This is a genomic window from Ruminiclostridium papyrosolvens DSM 2782 (assembly GCF_029318685.1).
GTDB classification, from domain to species: domain Bacteria; phylum Bacillota; class Clostridia; order Acetivibrionales; family DSM-1351; genus Ruminiclostridium; species Ruminiclostridium papyrosolvens.
In genome coordinates, this window is sequence record NZ_CP119677.1 from 3,956,899 (window position 1) to 3,974,679 (window position 17,781).

General features: G+C 35.7%; 4 protein-coding genes. All 4 read right to left on the bottom strand.

Annotated features, from left to right (window positions below):
- Nucleotides 1-11: 11 nt before the first annotated feature.
- The 4 genes from P0092_RS17715 to P0092_RS17730 all read right to left on the bottom strand — a co-directional run bounded on the left by P0092_RS17715 (nucleotide 12) and on the right by P0092_RS17730 (nucleotide 17,767).
- Nucleotides 12-8,090 carry an SDR family NAD(P)-dependent oxidoreductase gene (locus P0092_RS17715; RefSeq protein ID WP_004615891.1) on the bottom strand — a complete coding sequence of 2,693 codons (8,079 nt, stop codon included), beginning with the start codon at nucleotides 8,088-8,090 and terminating at the stop codon, nucleotides 12-14.
- A 111-nt stretch (nucleotides 8,091-8,201) separates the two neighbouring features.
- Nucleotides 8,202-8,966, bottom strand: coding sequence for a ParA family protein (locus P0092_RS17720; RefSeq protein ID WP_004615890.1), 765 nt, complete (start codon nucleotides 8,964-8,966; stop codon nucleotides 8,202-8,204).
- Between the two features lie 21 nt (nucleotides 8,967-8,987).
- Complete coding sequence (locus tag P0092_RS17725; protein WP_004615888.1) at nucleotides 8,988-12,794, bottom strand: SDR family NAD(P)-dependent oxidoreductase; 3,807 nt, start codon at nucleotides 12,792-12,794, stop codon at nucleotides 8,988-8,990.
- 2 nt (nucleotides 12,795-12,796) lie between these two features.
- Nucleotides 12,797-17,767: an SDR family NAD(P)-dependent oxidoreductase gene (locus P0092_RS17730; protein ID WP_004615886.1), complete on the bottom strand. Its 4,971-nt coding sequence runs from the start codon at nucleotides 17,765-17,767 to the stop codon at nucleotides 12,797-12,799.
- Nucleotides 17,768-17,781: the final 14 nt, after the last annotated feature.

Genomic DNA, 17,781 nt, shown 5'->3' on the forward strand with positions numbered 1-17,781 from the left:
CTCCATTCTGATTATTTGTTGTTGATAATTTTTTGAACTACATATTCTTGGATTACAACATTTATATTTCCGTATAAATCCATAATAAAAATATCGTAGCTGTCCGATTTACTGCTTATTTTTTTTCTCATTGCAAGGATAAACCCTCTTTCCATAGGCCTGTTAACAATAGTGAGCTTTTCCATATAAAAGGGTACTCTGATTTGTCCGCTGTTAAATCCGGCTGATATATTGCCTACAACACTTTGGAATGCCGCATCCAATATTCGGGGATTCAGTGCATATTCCTCGGATTTATCATCATTCTCTATCACATATTGAACAACTGAGTAATCATTGGCACACCACATTGCATTTATTGTTTGGAATGTTTCTCCAAACATCATATTAGCGGCTTCAAACTGTTTATATACATAATCTCTGCTAAAAGGTTTTTCACATGAGTCAATGAGGGCAGCTATATCCGGCTCTTTAAATATTGCATCATTGTTCAGTACAGTACCTTTAGCAAGTAATTTATTTGAAGTTATACTTACGGTACTAATACTATCCTTTTTATCTATTGATACGGCTAGCTCAATTGGCTTTGAGCCGGCTTCAAAATTACCTAACCAAAACATATCCTGTATGCAGTTAAACTGTTTTTCTTCTGTGGTACAAGCAGCCTTCATAATTATTTCCGAATAAACCGCACCGGGCAGTATCATCTTTCCGTCTACTATATGATCTCTGAGAAAAGCATCCTTAGCTGAAAATGCTATAGTTTGCTGCGTTCCAGAAGCCTCTTGGCTTATATCTGCCTCAGTTGATGATAAAGAATAATATTCAGGAATCCAATATCTCTCTTTCTTAAAGGGATATGTCGGTGCATGTATTTTCCTTGGTTTTTCCAGAGAATAAAGCTGATTCCAATCAACATCAATCCCATAACACCACATCTGCGTTAAATCCTTTATTTGCCCGGTTTCAATCATGTGATTAGTCAATTCTGACTCAGAGCCTTTTTCACATTTCTCCTTACACCAAGAAGAATATTTAGCAATATTCTCACATAGAATATACCTTTCATCTGCCTGCTCAGTAATAACTTTATCAATCATTTCCACTAACTCCGACAGAGATGTTATATTAATAGCACAACGGCAATTAAACCTGTCCCGTCCCACTTGGAAGGTATAACACAAGCGTTGAAGCAGAACATTATCTTGCGTATCTACCCCTGTTCTCACTTTGCCGATATTATCTGAAACTAATTTGAGATAAACTTTTAATCTGTCCGCATTATGAGCTGATATAGTGAATATAAAATTATCTTTACTTTTTGACTCCAATAACTCAGTCGTCGGATTTTCATGTTCTTCAAGGACAACATGGGCATTTACTCCGCCTATGCCAAAAGCACTCACACCTGCTCTTCTTGGCAAGCATTCACCGTCATCTGCATTATAGTATGGAGCATATTCTGTCAGTTCACGATTAACATAAAATGGAGAGTCCTTTAAGTCTATATAAGGATTCAGTGTTTTGAAATTTATCGTTGGGGCTATCTTTTTATTTTGCAGTGACTTGACAGCCTTAATAACACTGGCAATTCCTGATGCTGCTTCTAAATGTCCGATATTAGTCTTAACAGAGCTTAATGCACAAGCCTTTGTCTTTACAATATGTTCACTGCCGCTTGATGCTTCAGCAAATGCCTTCTTTAGTCCATCTATTTCAATGGGGTCACCTAATTTGGTTCCGGTACCATGTGCTTCTATATATGTAACTGTACTCATACTAATTCCGGCATTATCATAAGCTTTCTTAATTACACTTGCCTGCGCTTCTGCATTGGGTACCGTAAGCCCTGTAGATTTGCCCCCATGTTGTACTGCGCTTCCGCATATAGTTGCATAGATGCTGTCTCCATCTGCTAATGCATCCTGCAAGCGCTTTATGAGGATAACACCTACTCCTTCACCACGAGCATACCCGTCTGCAGCTTCATCAAAGGTTTTACATTTCCCTGTTGGTGATAAAGCCTTGGAAAGACATTCATACACATATGTATTGGGCGATAAAATCAAATTAACGCCCCCGGCAAATGCCATTTTACTTTCACCATTTTTCAGTGTTTCAATTGCTCTGTGAATTGCAAGTAAGGAGCTGGAGCAGGCCGAATCACAAGGTTCGCTTTTACCTGTAGTTTCCAGTACAAAAGAAATCCTGTTTGTAACCATGGAATGGGTCAGGACTGTTGGTATTTTTCTCTGTACAAGCAGTTCCCCATAATCAGCATTTGATATTCCTATAAAAATCGACGTATCTGTTCCCTTTAAATCTTTTGAGCTATAGCCTGCATCCTCCATGGCTTTCCAGGTATGTTCCAATACTAATCTTTGCTGTGGGTCCATTATAGCTGCGTCGAGTGGTGATATTTTAAAGAATTTTGCATCGAAGCAATCTACATTTTCAATAAAGCCTCCTGAGTGAGTATAAATGTTATATGCTCCATATTCGCTGTCGCCGTCATACTCTCTCCAGTCCCATCTGTCAGAAGGAATATCTGTAATTAAATCCCTTCCCTGACTTATGTTATCCCAGAATTCTTCAATGTCTGAACTTCCCGGGAAAGCACCACTCATACCGATAATGGCATACTTGTCCGAATATTCCTTAACCTGATAATTACTTTCAGCATTTGTAAAAACCCTTGTAAAATCATAATCAGGATATGCCTGACTACTCACGCTGCTATGGCAGGTGGTTTTATAAGCCTCTTTTACATGAGTATACTTTTCCAGAATATGTTCAACAATGTTGTTGACCGTATTTCTTTCGAAGAAAAGCACCGGGTTTGTATCTATATTCAATTTCTCATTTATAGCATTGGACAGCTCTGTAAATGTAATGGAATCAAACCCGTATTCTAACAAACTTGTATCCGGATCAATTTTTTTTCTCAATTTTAAAGTCTGAGCACATACATTTATTATTGTTTCAGTTATACTATTTTCTTGAATAAATTCAATATTTTCTTGGTCGTCACTTTTGTTTTCAATTGAACACACATTTTCAGGCAAGGCTTTTGTGCTGACATCACCATTTACAGCCAAGATAGTGTAATTGCTAATCCGAGCCAACATTTTGCAAGCTTCACTATAATATTCTACTGTGTACTTCCACTCGGAAGGGTTTTGGGTTTTCCCTGCTTTCGCAATAACATGAACATATTTTATAGCTGTCCCTTTTTTAAAAAATTCTATGTTTTCAGTTACAAAGGGCATATAAATCGTCTCAGCATTTGCTCCCATTTTATATGCAAGTGCAACAACACTTTGAAATCCCGCATCCAGTAAGGTTGGATGGTAATTAAAATCTTTTCTTGTTGCGTCTAAAACATCGACTATACCTGCTTCGGCAAATGCCTCTTTATCTCTGAAAAAGAAGGCTTTTATTCCTTTGAATCTATAACCAAAACAAGAATTCAGCCGTTCCAAATGGTTGTAGTATTCCTCTGCCTCGTGTTTTCCGCCAGTCATGCTGCTAATACAATCCGCAACCTTCAACTGCTTGTCCGGAAATCCTGTTTTCTTACCTAATACAATATTGCACTGAGCATAAACAATTTCACATGGCACATCGCTGAATACTTGTGCAGAAACTGTTTCACGCTGCAGCATAAAACGAACCTTTAAAACTCTTTTTTCTGCTCTTACAACAAAGGGTCTCATAAGTACCAAGTTTTTAATACCAATTAAATTATGACCTTTACTTGAGGCCATAATGCCTTGATAAATCATTTCTATGTATGCCACTGCGGGTAAAATTCCAAGGTGGTCTTTAATAAAAAATTCTTCCCCTGTAAACAGTTTTGAAAAACAAACATTGCCTAAAGTTGATATATTTGCATCAATCAGACTGGAAATTTTCCCTGCATTATCTTGGATACTTACAATATTTTCTGTTTTATCTGTAATCCAGTAGCGTTCTTTCTCAAACTCATAACAAGGTAAATCAACTTTTTTGAACTGACTATTTTCCCCGTATAATTCATTCCAATTAATGTAAGCTCCGATAGTCCATAAATAAGCCAGTTTCTTAATGTCTTTCTCTTGATATATGGCATTAATAAAAGCTTTTCCCGCCTTGCCGCTATATAAATTTTTATCGAAATTATTTAGTTTAAGCTCCTTATTATCATAAACCCCATCAATTATTTTTCCTTGACAATATTCTTTTATCTGTTCTTTTAATTCAGAAATAGAATTACATACAAAGGATACCTTACTGCTGAAACATTCTCTTTTTAGCATAAGCATCATACTGGTATCATATAATGATGCCTCAGGATTCTTATCCAGCCAATTTGAGAATTCAACCAAATACAGCTTTAGTGATATTTCAGATTTTGCGGATATGTTTATTATATAAGGGCCTTCCGTATAATTGTGCAGTGTATCTGCTGAGTATTCCTCTATAATTGCAGATGCATAAGAGCCTCCTGCACTGATTGAATTAATCAGTACCCTTCTGGCAGTATCCCCTTTTTCAAAGTCTTTTGCTTCTGAAGTAATAAAAAACGGTGAATTTTTAATATCTATTTCAGGATTAATTTTATCTGCTAGCAAAGTAGGAACAATTTTGTTATGTTTAAACTGCAATAATGACTTAATTACTGCAATTAGACCTGATGCTGATTCCAAATGTCCTATATATGGCTTAACAGAACCAATTGCACAACTTCCTTTTTGGATATTATTCTTTTTAAATGCACTGTTTATTGCCCTGAATTCTATTGGGTCACCGATGGTGCTGCCTGTTGTTCCCATCTCTATGTAATCTATAGTATTAAGACCAACCTTGGCTTCACCTGCTACTTTTTCAATAAGTTCTTCTTGCAGTTCCGAGCTTGGGGCAAAAAAAGTAATTGTTTGCCCTGAATGATTGATGGCAGTACCTTTAATAACCCCGTATATCTTGTCATCATCTTCTTGTGCTTTTTCCAGAGGTTTAATTAAAATGGTTGCAACGCCTTCACCGGGAATAAATCCATCTGAATCCTCTCCAAGAAAAGCATATTCATTATTAGAGGAAAGCAGCCTTAATTTACTTGCTCCTATATAAGAGGTTGGATGGCTGTACAGATTTACACCACCAACAACAGCTATACTGCTTTCACCATTTATTATGCTTTTACAAGCCAGATGCAATGCAGTCATGGATGAGGAGCAGCCTGTATCAACAGGTAGGCTTGGGCCACTGAAATCATAAACATGTGATATTCTGTTTGCAAAAGCCCATTGCCATGAGGATGGTATTGTGTAATTCCCTTTATTCCATTCACTTACGGCACTTAATGCATATGAGTGGTTGGTTGCACCAATAAATACACCAACCCCCGGCTGACTGTGTTTCCTGTATTTTCTTTTCAGTTCACCTCTGGTATATCCGGCATCTTCTAATAACCGCCATACGGATTCCAATAGTATTCTTTCTTGAGGGTCCATTATTTCAGCTTCTTTTGGTGAAATATTGAAAAACATTGCATCAAAACAATCTGCGTCTTCCAGAAATGCTCCATATTTACAATACGATTTTCCATAAACAGTATCATTTATATTTGAGCTATAAATTTTATCATGATCCCATTTTGTTTTGGGAACCTCGGTAATTGACACCTTTTTATTAATAATGTTATTCCAGAATTCCCTTACGTCTTTGGCGCCGGATACTCTTAAATCTACACCGATTATAGCAATATCTCCATTGGGGGTCAGAACTTTACTCAACAGCTCTTCTTTTTTTATTTTTATAGGCTCTGCCTTCTTTTGCGTCTGTTTTACATTAGTTGTACTCTTAACGGAATTAATTTGATTCTCTATCATATAATTGGTTAACTCTGACAAGTTGTTTTTTTCATACATAATTGTTTTAGGCAAACTGATTCCATCTTCTTCAAAACAAGTATGCAGCTTTTCAACTAATATTGAGTCTAAACCCACCTCGGTAAATGAGGTATCATCCGACAGGCTGTTCTTATCAATTCCCGTTACCCTGCAAAATGTATTTTCCAAGTAATTTCGTATTCTCTGATATTCATTTTGTTTATTACTCTGTTTACCAAACTTTTTATCTATAAAGCTTCTGTGATTCTCTATAATATAATTACTTAAGTCCCTATTTGTTTTCTTTTCATAAAGAATTGTTGAAGGTAAACTAAGAGAATCGCTTTCGAAATAATTAGTAAGCCTTTCAATCATAATAGAATCTAACCCAAATTCATCAAAAGAACAATCCTCTGACAGTGTTTCAACGTCAATTCCGGCTACTTCCGTCAGAGCTTTTGAAATATACTTGCTAACTATGTCATAAAGCTCACCGTCACAATTATCTTGTACCGAATAAGCATCCTCTGTAATAGCATCATCTTCTTCATTATTTAGCGGTAAAAGCGTCTCTTCAATTGCTTCTTGTTTATCACAAAGGGGAGCAAGCATTTTCTCAATCCGATTATTATGTCCATATAATATAATACTTCTGGGGATTTTATTTTCTATTATGGTGTCTATTACCAACAGCGCTGTAGAGGTTAACAATGGAGCCATTCCCGTCGCGTTTATCATTAATTGGACTCTGTCATCATCAACCTGCATTCCTCCGTCTTTCCAAAGGGGCCAATTGACAGAATAAACTTGAGTACCTACACCATTTTGGGCTTCCAACTCCGCATAATTGTCAAGAAAAGCATTTGCAAAGCCATAATCACTTTGTCCCATATTTCCGGTAACAGAGGCCAGTGATGAAAACAGCATAACAAAATCAACGTCCAGTTTCTTGGCAGCATTGATAATATTGATCGTTCCTTTTATTTTAGGTTCCAGTACTTTTATTACATTTTCCTGCTGTTTATTTATTGCTAAGGAGTCTTTAATAATTCCTGCAGTATGATAAATACCATTAATTATTCCATACTGCTTGTTTAAAGAGTTTAACAGCTTCGATACTTGGGATGCATTTAATATATTACATTTTTTATAAGTAACAAGCTCATCCCTGCCGTTAAAACTTTTAAGCATAGCTTCTTCTTCATTTGTCATAGCTCTTCTGCCAACCAGAACAATGTTAGAGGCACCGCAACTAACCAAATGACTTGCAAGACTTTGTCCTATCCTGCCTAATCCACCAACTATAATATAACAGCCTCTTTGCTTTACAATATTGGCGGTGGTATAGTCAGGCAATACTCTTTCTATTACATTGACCTCTCTGAAACCATTGCAATAAGCTACTTCCAGATAGTCACCCATGGAGTGGAATTCTTGTTTAATCAATGAAGCCTTTTCATTTATATCTGAAATATCTCCTATATCAATTGATTTGCACAGAACCTTGCTATTCTCAACACAATAATTTTTAAACAGGCCTGATATAGAATTTAACAAAACTTTTTTCTTATCTTCTTTTGTTGAATAAATGTATTGAATATTTATTTCCTGAACATTTTTTAGCTTAGAGAGCACTTTTATTAATATATATACTTGCTCTATAAGCCCCTCTAAAGCTTGGGATATTTGTTCACTTGAGTTTTGCAGTTCTAAATTTGAGTTGTCAATTACAACCGATAATATTGAATCACCATACTGTCTTACTTTTTCCGTTATTCTTTCGCAAGACTCACTTGAAATATCCATTTCACAATTTATCAAATAAACATTGTCCCCTGATTGACCAGCTAACGCTTCTCCTAATTGCTGTTGGAGTGAAAAACATATTATGGTCCCTAAAGAGCTTTTCTTCTCTTTTTCAATATCTTTTTTTAACCATTTAGGAGTATATACGGCTAAACTGCAATTGTCGTTTTTCTGTATTAGCTTTAAACTTTGAACAAGAGTATCTCCGGATATCTCTTTATTATTATATAATTGAACAAGTTTCTTCTTGTCTGTAATTAAAGTATCCTTAATAAACTGTACTGTTTTTGAATTCTGGCTTGCATTGCCGGATAAGTCATTTTCAAAATCAATGAAACCGTTTAATACATCGATATCTCCATTATCCTTATTAAGCAAGTCTCTTACAATTTGATCCAAATATGCCTGTTCCATTTTTCCTCCTTAAAATAACTTTTCTTACTGGTATTTTTCTTGCTTTATCTTAGAATTTAATGTCATTTAAGAGTAACGTTTGGACAAACATGCTCCTATTCCCCCGTTGCACTATATCATTCTCTTTATTATTTCATCAGACAGCTCCAGAAAACTGGTATTACAAATACTGTTTTTCTTTAGCTGAAAGGTTGTTACATAGTTTAGTGCCGCTTGATTGATATGTGTATTATGAGGGATTCTTGTTTTAAAAAGTGTATCTCCTATATTCTGTTCCAGACTGGCGACAATTTTTTTTGAGGTATTTGTTCTGTTATCAATATTATTTATGAGTATACCTAATTCTTTAATATTGGGATTGGTTTTCTTTATATCAATTACAAATCTACGTGTCAGGTTAATACCCTTCACACTATCAATACTTGGAACTGCCGGAATTATGTAATAATCACTGGCTATCATTGCAGATACAAATAAATAATCTAGCACAGGATGCGTATCCATAATGATATAATCATATTTTTTACCTATTTCCCCCAGCCGCTCCTTTAGTATGTATAATCTTTTGCTTGTCCCTCTTTGCTCTAATACTCTTCCTATTTCACCAATATTAATTTGGGATGGGATGATGTCCACATTAGGTATTCCTGATTGATGTATACATTGTTCAGTATTAATGTCATTGTCTGTTAAAAGTTGATATACTGAATTGCGTTGCTGTCCATTACTTGAACGATCAGATAAATTACCCTGCATATCTAAATCAATCATTAAAATTTTCTTACCTTTTATGGATAATGCATGAGATAAATTATGCACAATTGTAGTTTTGCCTACACCGCCTTTAATATTAGCAATACAAATAGTTTTCGTCATATTAACCGTCCATTCCCATTATTACTTAATGTTCGTTTTATCTATGGTCTCAATCTTTTCAATGATACGGGCTATATCGCCCTCATCACTGGCAAGCTCTTGAAGAATCACTTCTAAATCATCCTCAGCAGCAGCTTTTACTTCCGGCCGAACTGGAATGGTCTTGTTTATTGTCTTGACCCAGCAGGACTTTTGTGCAAAAGGATAGGTTGGTAAATCAACAAGGTCAGGCACCAATCGTCTAGTCTCATACCAACTGATTTTGTTTCCCTGCACCCACGCTTCTGCCATGCTGCGAGCCGTTTCCATATCTTCTATTGCAGTTCTTGAGATTTCTTTTCCTCTATTCTTTTTTACGATACCGCTAAAGAAATTCCGGCTATCCTTATGGTTTAAATAATCACTCATTAATTTGATAAAACCATCAAGGGTTTTTGTTAGAAATGCCGCACGGTATTCCATTTCATTACGACATCTCTGAAGAGTGTATGCAACAGCTGAAAGCTTTAAATTGCTTTTGTTATTACTAATATACTGATACATTAAATTCACGTATATCCCTAATTGAGCCTGTGTCTTTGCTGAAATGGGAAGTATATATACCTGCTCCGTATCTTCATTATAAATAGATTTTTTATCTTCTTTATATTCCTGTACCAATATATGCCCATTTGCACCGCCCGCTCCAAAGGAGCTGACACCGGCAGTCCTTAAACACTCCTTTTGTACACCTTGGTCTGTAATAAGCGGTTTATTCCATTTCTCAAGTGTTCTTTGAACATAGAATGGTGAATTGTCAAAGTCAATCACAGGAGAAAGCTTATCAGAGTACAATGAAGGTACTAATGCTTTGTGCTTCATTTGTAACAAAACCTTTATAAGTCCTACAATACCGGCAGCGCCTTCCGAATGTCCAATATTTGTTTTAATAGAGCCTAAGGAACAAAACTGATTTTCTGATGTGGTTCTTCTAAAGGCTTTGCTTAATGCATTTACTTCAATTGGATCCCCAATTGGTGTACCTGTTCCATGAGCCTCAATATAGCTGATTTCTTTTGCTGATATTCCGGCCTTCTTAATGGCGTTGCTTATTAAAAGCTCTTGTGCTTTTGGGTTAGGAGCCATATAGCCGTTTGAATCTGCATCATGATTAATTTCACTTGCCTTAATAACTCCATAGATTCTATCATTATCCCGCTTCGCAGCTTTTAAAGGCTTTAGCAGCACGCAGGCCACACTTTCACCCGGTACAAATCCATCTGCTTTGTCACTGAATGCATAACATTTACCCGTTTTTGACAGCATTTTTACTTGGCTTAAGGATACGTATTTATAGGGGTGCAAATACATATTTGCTCCTCCGACCAATGCCATTTTACACTCATTATTTTTCAAAGAACTAATTGCCTGATGTATAGCAACAAGCCCGCCTGCACAAGCAGCGTCCACTGTATAGCTTGGTGCCGAAAACTTCATAAAATATGAAATTCTGTTTGATAATGACCAAGGCAAGCTATTGGGAACAACATAATTGCCTTTTCCCCATTGCTCTATTCCAATAAGATTGTAGGTATTGGAGGCAGTTGACATAAATGTTCCTACTAATGCATTACCATTTTCATCACCAAATTTCTTTAATCGTTCATGGGTATATCCTGCATCTTCAAACACTTCCCACGCCACCTCCAGCATCAACCGTTCCTGAGGGTCAGTCATTGCAGCTTCTATAGGTGACATATTAAAAAACTGTGGATCAAATTTATCTGCATCTGCTAGAAATCCACCCCATTTACAATAGCTTTTACCTTCAGGTAAATTCTTTATCTCACTGCTGTAATAGTAGTCCACATCCCAGCGTTCTTTTGGTATTTCCCCCACACAGTCAACTCCGTTTTTCAAAACTTCCCACAGTTCTTCACAATTTGAAGCCTTGGGGAAACGTCCGCTAATACCAATAACGGCAATATCATCACATGGCTCCTGAACCTTCTCAACTATCCTTTCGGTTGGTTTTTCGATGACATACGCATTAACTTTTACAGGTGGAACAGCCGGCATACTTACACACAAAATTTTCTCTAATTTATCCGACATTGTTTCTAATAAATAATCAGCTATTTCATTAATGTTTTTTGTCTCATATAATAAAGTTTTTTTAACAGGACCTAATTGTTTTTCTATTCTTAACATAACCCTGTTAAATCCTACTGAATCAATTCCTAGTTCGCCAAATCCGGTACCTGTATCAAAGTCACTTATACCAAAGGTGTCTTTAAATATTTTGATAAGCCACTCATTTGTTTTACTTTTCAAATCCGGTGTACTATAATCAGCCGACACTGCATTATCAGTAAATTCAGTAATTTGAGCCTTTTCCAGCACCTCTCTGAGTTTTTTTTGCACTCCATATAAAACTGTGTATGAACCGGATTTTGCATTTAACAGCTTGTTAAAAGCTTCAACCCCAAATTTGTTTGTCAGAGGTACTGCCCCTAATTGCTCATACAATACATCAATTTCATAATCATCTATGGCCATCCCGCCTTCACTCCAATAGGGCCAGTTGATACATATTGTCTTCCCCTTGCATACCCCATCTGTGCGCAGCCCTTCCCTGTAAGCAGCAAAGTTGTCCAGAAAACAATTTGCGTAAGCATAATCTGCTTGTCCTATTTTCCCAAGCACACCTGCTATAGATGAAAATGTAATAAAGAAATCTAAATTTTCATTAATAAACTCTTCATGCAGTGCAATTGTTCCGTTGATTTTAGGAGATAGCACATCAAAAATATCATTTTCTTTTTTATTAATTATGAAGGAGTTATTAAAAACACCGGAGCAATTAATTATTCCCCTGATATCATATCCATTGTTTTTAATAGAGTTATGAACTGTTTTTACTTCTTTACTTACAGCAATGTCAGCCCTGTAATACTGTATTTTACTTGCATTTTGCCCAAACCATTCCTTCAACTGACTGTCAGCTACCTCAGAGCGACCTGTTATTATAACTTTACCTGCCCCATTCTCAAATAAGGACTTCACAATCTCTCTTCCGATTACACCATGCCCGCCACTGACAATATAAGCATCTTTTGCGCTAAAAGAGATTTGTTCATTATCCTCAAATTTCTTGAGAAAATTAAACCGCTTGACCATTCTTCCATTTTTATTATATGTAACTTCAAATTCTTTCGAAAAATCTGACGCTTCACTCTCGATTATCTTGTCAATGCCGGAAAAAGCTTGGTTAGCTTCCTCAATACAAACTGTTCTCAAAATAACATTCTGCATTTCTTCAAAAGCAGTTTTTGCAAAACCCTTTAGCGCCTTGTGAAAGCAGCTGTTTAATTCCCTGTTTTCATACACCCATAAGCACAAGAGGGAAGAATTTTGCTTTGCTGCTGCTACGGCTTTTACTATATTATAAGCTTTTAAGATAGTATCAGAATTGCCATTACTACTATGTACTATAATTGTATCTATCTCTATATTTCTCTTATTTAAATCCTCAAATAGGTGCTTGTAATGTTGAGGATTTTTAAAATCAATTAATGCTTCTTTATTCTCACTAAATTTGTATGCAGATGAGTTTCTGACATATACGTTGCAGGGATATTTATAGTGTTGTACCTCTTCAGCAAATGCAAGTACTCCTTTTGGTTTCCGATTCTGTATTGACGGAGAAGGCACCCAGCTTTCTTGAAAATAATTCAAGTTCAAACCTATACTGTAATTGCAATTGGATAAATAATTGTATACATTTAATGCTGAATTTTCGCCGGATGACAGTTGACTTAAATATTCTTTTAAATTAATGTTTTCCATAATTAATTCCCTCTTTCTAAAAAGCCTATTGCGCTATTAACTGTCATGGTTCCGCTTTCTACCTTCTTAATTATTTCATATAAATTTAATTCATCGCTATTTTCCTTCTCCTCATAAATCCCTTTATTATGGCTGATAGCAAGTTGTGCCGATGGAATTTGTTCGCCGGAAAATGGGTACGTTGGAAGGGACATCCTCCTTCTGCCTTTAGTATTACTCAGCTTCTCCCACTCCAAATCTATTCCTTCAACCCATAATTGTCCGATATTATTTAAATCACCACTATCTATCAGTGCTTTTATAAAATTAACACCTGCATTTCCTTTAAACATTGACAGTAAAGTACTTTCCTCTCCCTTGCTTTGCTTCAATATAATATTTTCATGGTTTTGGTTTTGAAGAAACATTTTCAAATATACAAGCAGTTCTTCTGTCGTAGAGGCAATTACAGCTAATCTTTTTTTCATATGCACACGGCCTGTCTGTAAAGTATACTCATAAGAATCCAAGAACTCAGCTTCTTCCTCTTGAGATAGTTCACTCTTTGCTTTAACCTCACAAACCGTTTCATTACAATCATTTTTAGTTTTTAATAATTGTCTCAGCTCGCTGATGGATTTACATACGGCAAATTGTTCAACTGACGGTGATTTTAACCTGTTTCGTTTCAACAATTCCTCTAACTTTACCATTTTATATAAATCAAAATTTAATTCATCAAGTAAATAAGTACAAAGCAGCTCATTGTTGTTAAATCCAAAGAAATCTATAATTATATTATCTAAGTCAGCCAAATCTATATTCTCAGTCGGAATATCATTATAGCTGCTGTACTGACTTAAAAAATCAATATGCTTCTTAACATAATTTAATAAGATATCCTGATTATATGCTGAAAATACAAATAACTTAGGGCTAACGCCTCTTACCTTACTCCGGCTTGGCTCATATTCTTGGATTATAATATTGGCATTAGAGCCTCCTGCTCCAAAAGCACTGATTGCCGCTGCTCTTAATCCGTCAGAATTCCAATTTTCATACTCTTGCTGACAATAAAATGCTGTTCCCTTGAAGTCTATGTTTGGATTTATCTTTTTAGAGTGAAGACTTGGAACTATTTTTTTATACTTCATCTGAAGTAATACCTTGATTATTCCGGCAATACCTGCTGCAGCTTCTAAATGTCCGATATTAGATTTAATCGAACCTATGGAGCAAAACTGCTTCTCATTTGTATACTTATCAAATACGCTTTGCAAAGCCCTTATTTCTATTGGGTCGCCTAAAGCTGTGCCTGTTCCGTGAGCTTCTATATATGAAATATCCGAAGGCAAAACTTTTGAAGCTTTTATAGCACGTTCTATTACCTTGCTCTGATATTGCACACTCGGAACACTGTAGCCTCCCGTTCTTCCTCCATGGTTTATCTCACAGGCTTTAATAACTCCATAAATATGGTCGCCATTTTCTACTGCCTTGTCTAATTTTTTCAGGAGTAATGCCCCAACCCCTTCACCCGGTACATAGCCCGAGCCATTCTCACCAAAAGAACGGCATCTGCCATCTTTTGAAGTAAAATTGTTTTGTGCTAATACTATATATTTTGCAGGATGAATAGATAAATTTACTCCCCCTGCAATAGCCATTTCTGCCTCATTATTATTAATACTGTCACATGCCATTTTTACTGCCGTCATAGCTGAGGAGCACATTGTATCAATAGAAAGGCTTGGGCCGTGCCAATTAAAGTAATAGGACACCCTGTTTGCAATGGATGCAAAAATTGACGAGGGCAATGCAGGCTGATTATCCAGCAAGGTACTGAACATTTGGTACTGCCCCCACATTGTTCCTACATATACACCTATATCTTTATTCACTAATTGCTTCATGGAATAACCCGCATCTTCTAGGGTTGTCCATACAATTGATAAAAACAGCCTTTCTTGGGGGTCCATCATTTTGGCTTCCGAGGGTGTGATATGAAATAGTCTTGAATCGAACCTGTCAATTTCTTTAAGAAAACCTCCATAATTACTTACATCCAATGTACTATCCTCGCCTATTATGGCTTTAATATCTTCCCTCGTCCAACGTTCTTCCGGCACTGTCTGAATACAGTCTTTTCCGCTCTTTAGGTTTTCCCACAACTCCATAACATTACCTGCCATGGGAAATTGACCGCCAATTCCGATAATGGCAATATTTTTTGACTGTGAATATGCTTCTGACATGCTCTTTCTCTGCTGCACATGATTTTTATCGGTTATCTTATAATGCTTTGTCATAAAGGAATTGATTTTAGCTTTAACGCCATTTAATATAATTAGCTGTGACGAATTATCATAATTTGCACAGAGCAATAAATCAATACCCCTATTGTGATTCATCTTTTGTATTCCGGTTGCATTATAAATGTGACTATAATCATATCCAACATCCATCCCGTCCAATTCCCACAAGGGCCAGTTAATGGAAAGTGTCCTTCCATAACGCAGCTTCTTATGAGCCAGTTCGTTTCTCATAGATGAAAAGTTGTCCATATACCCATTACCATAAGCGTAATTTGACTGCCCCAGATTTCCAAAAACAGCGGATATTGAAGAAAACAATATCATATAATCAATTTTTTCTTCACCAATTGCACTGTCTAAATTATTGATACCTGCTACTTTAGTAGTAATAGCCGGTTCCTCTGCTTCAGCCGAGAACTTTTTGGACATGATAATAGCATCTTGTAGGCAGCCTGCTGCATGTATGATGCCGTTTATCTTTCCATGTTCTGCTAATGTCCATCGGACTTCCTTATCAACTGCCTGTTTATTACAGATATCTGCACTATGGTACACCACTTTTGCTTTACCGCTATTAACCCTTTGAAGCCATATGTCCATTTCATTTGTTATACTGCTTCTTCCAAGTAAGATGATATTACATGCATACTGCTTATATATTGCGTTAACTAAGCTTTTTCCAATTGCCCCCATACCACCAGTGATAATATATGTTCCATTGTCTTTAAAAAGGACATTCGTGCTCTCCTTATATTCCGTCAAACACAGTTCCTTGACATGTCTCACATAATCCCGATATTTTATTTCATTTACAGGAAGCTTTTGTTTAGAAAACTCATTAATTATAAGCTTCCATACAAGTTGACTGCTATATAGTTTCTTATCATATTCCAATGTAATAATACTTGAAGTAATCCTCGTTTTTTCTGCCGCCAAACACTTATAAAAGCCAGTCAATGCCGAAGTATAGCAATTATTTGCGTTATCGTGAAAACCAATATTAACAATTCTGATTTTACTGTTAGCATCGGCAAACTTAATCAAGGCTTGGCAAAACAATGCATTAAAAATATACACTACTTGCTCCGAGTAATTAGAAACAAGCTCATTTAAGCAGTCAAAATCAAACATATTGACCACATTAACATTTGCATTTTCAGGTACTGTCTTTGAAAATACTTGCTCTATTTCTTCCTTATTCAGAGGATTTATACAGTAGCTATTGTTATCGTCAATCTCCTTGCACATTTTATTTGAACATATATGTATTACATTTCTAAGCTGTTCTTTAGCCTTCTTGTAGACCTCTGAGTCATTTGTTAAAATTATGGTTAAAGACGGACCATACTCCCCACTTTGTTCTTTTTCTTCAATATCTTCCTTCCAATATGCTTCAAAAATGACATTTTCATCATTCTGATTATTTAATTTATCAGCAGTAACTTTAACCTTTTCCCTCTTTTGATTAGGTGGAGGGGTCTGATTTTGTGTAAGATAAATGTTAAATTGTTCACTGAACTGACCTTTTAAATATTCACTTAACTCCTTTATATTAGAGTATTCAAACATAATTGTAGGGTAAAGCTGTATATTTATTTGATTTTCAATATTTTTAACTACTGAAATAAGATCCCTTGAATCAAGTCCCAGTTCATAAAAGCCTTTTTCTAAATCTGATTCCTGTATAATGATTTTTTTTAAGTCTTCTATTTTTTTAATGATATATTTTTCAATGCTATTCTCTGTTAATGATAATTTTTCAAGCCCCAACTTCGGAGCTTCCTGTTCATCAGAGTTTATCTCTTGGGTGGAAGTAACCTGTTTCGTTGCCATACCTACTTCCCGAATCTGCTTTGATGACAATCTTTCAATATCAGCAGCTAATTGGCCTTGTTCGTCGAAGATTTTCCAGCTGGCACTTGTAACATCACCGCTATTGGCTACAGACACATCTTTATTTTCAATATAAACATATGCTTCACTGTAAAGTGGTTTAAATGCCCTGAATTTTTCTATATGTATTGGTATAAAAGCTTTATTTTCAACTTCGCTTATTTTGTTATCTCTAATACATAAATAGGGTATTATGGTTGATGAATCCATAATGGAAGGCTGATGAAAAAAACCGTCCTTATATTGATTTGCTTCCTGACTCAGTTTGCTGTGAGTAATTATTTTATCTTTAAAGCAATAAACTTTGCCTTCCGCCTTCATAAAAGATTTATGAGTAATTCCAACATTTCTCACAAACTTATATGCTTCATCCATATCCTGAATATACTCAGCCGATTTAGTCAGTTGCTCTGATATATTTATCTGCTCCCGGGCAGTTGGAGATACTTGACAAATTTCACATTCAAAATGCTCCACCATTTCATCTGTATTATTTTGCTCTATATCTGCAATATGACTTTTACCTGTGATAAAGCTTTTTTGCCCAATATTTTTCAAACTTATTACTAACTCTCTTTTATTAGATGTTAAAAGTTCAATTGGTGTTTTAAAGAGAATATTTCGGAATTCTATTGTTTTGTAATCAATGTTCTCAGACAATAATACTTTAATACACAAATCTAATAATACAATTCCCGGCATTACTTTAGCACCATGTACAATATGGTCTCTTACAACCAAGTTATTCTCGTCTATTATGAGGGAATACCCAAATTCTTTAAACAATATAATTCACCTCC

Excerpts from the sequence above, each read along its gene's own strand:
- P0092_RS17715 (WP_004615891.1), bottom strand. The coding sequence starts at position 8,090 with ATGGAACAGGCATATTTGGATCAAATTGTAAGAGACTTGCTTAATAAG.
- P0092_RS17720 (WP_004615890.1), bottom strand. The coding sequence starts at position 8,966 with ATGACGAAAACTATTTGTATTGCTAATATTAAAGGCGGTGTAGGCAAA.
- P0092_RS17725 (WP_004615888.1), bottom strand. The coding sequence starts at position 12,794 with ATGGAAAACATTAATTTAAAAGAATATTTAAGTCAACTGTCATCCGGC.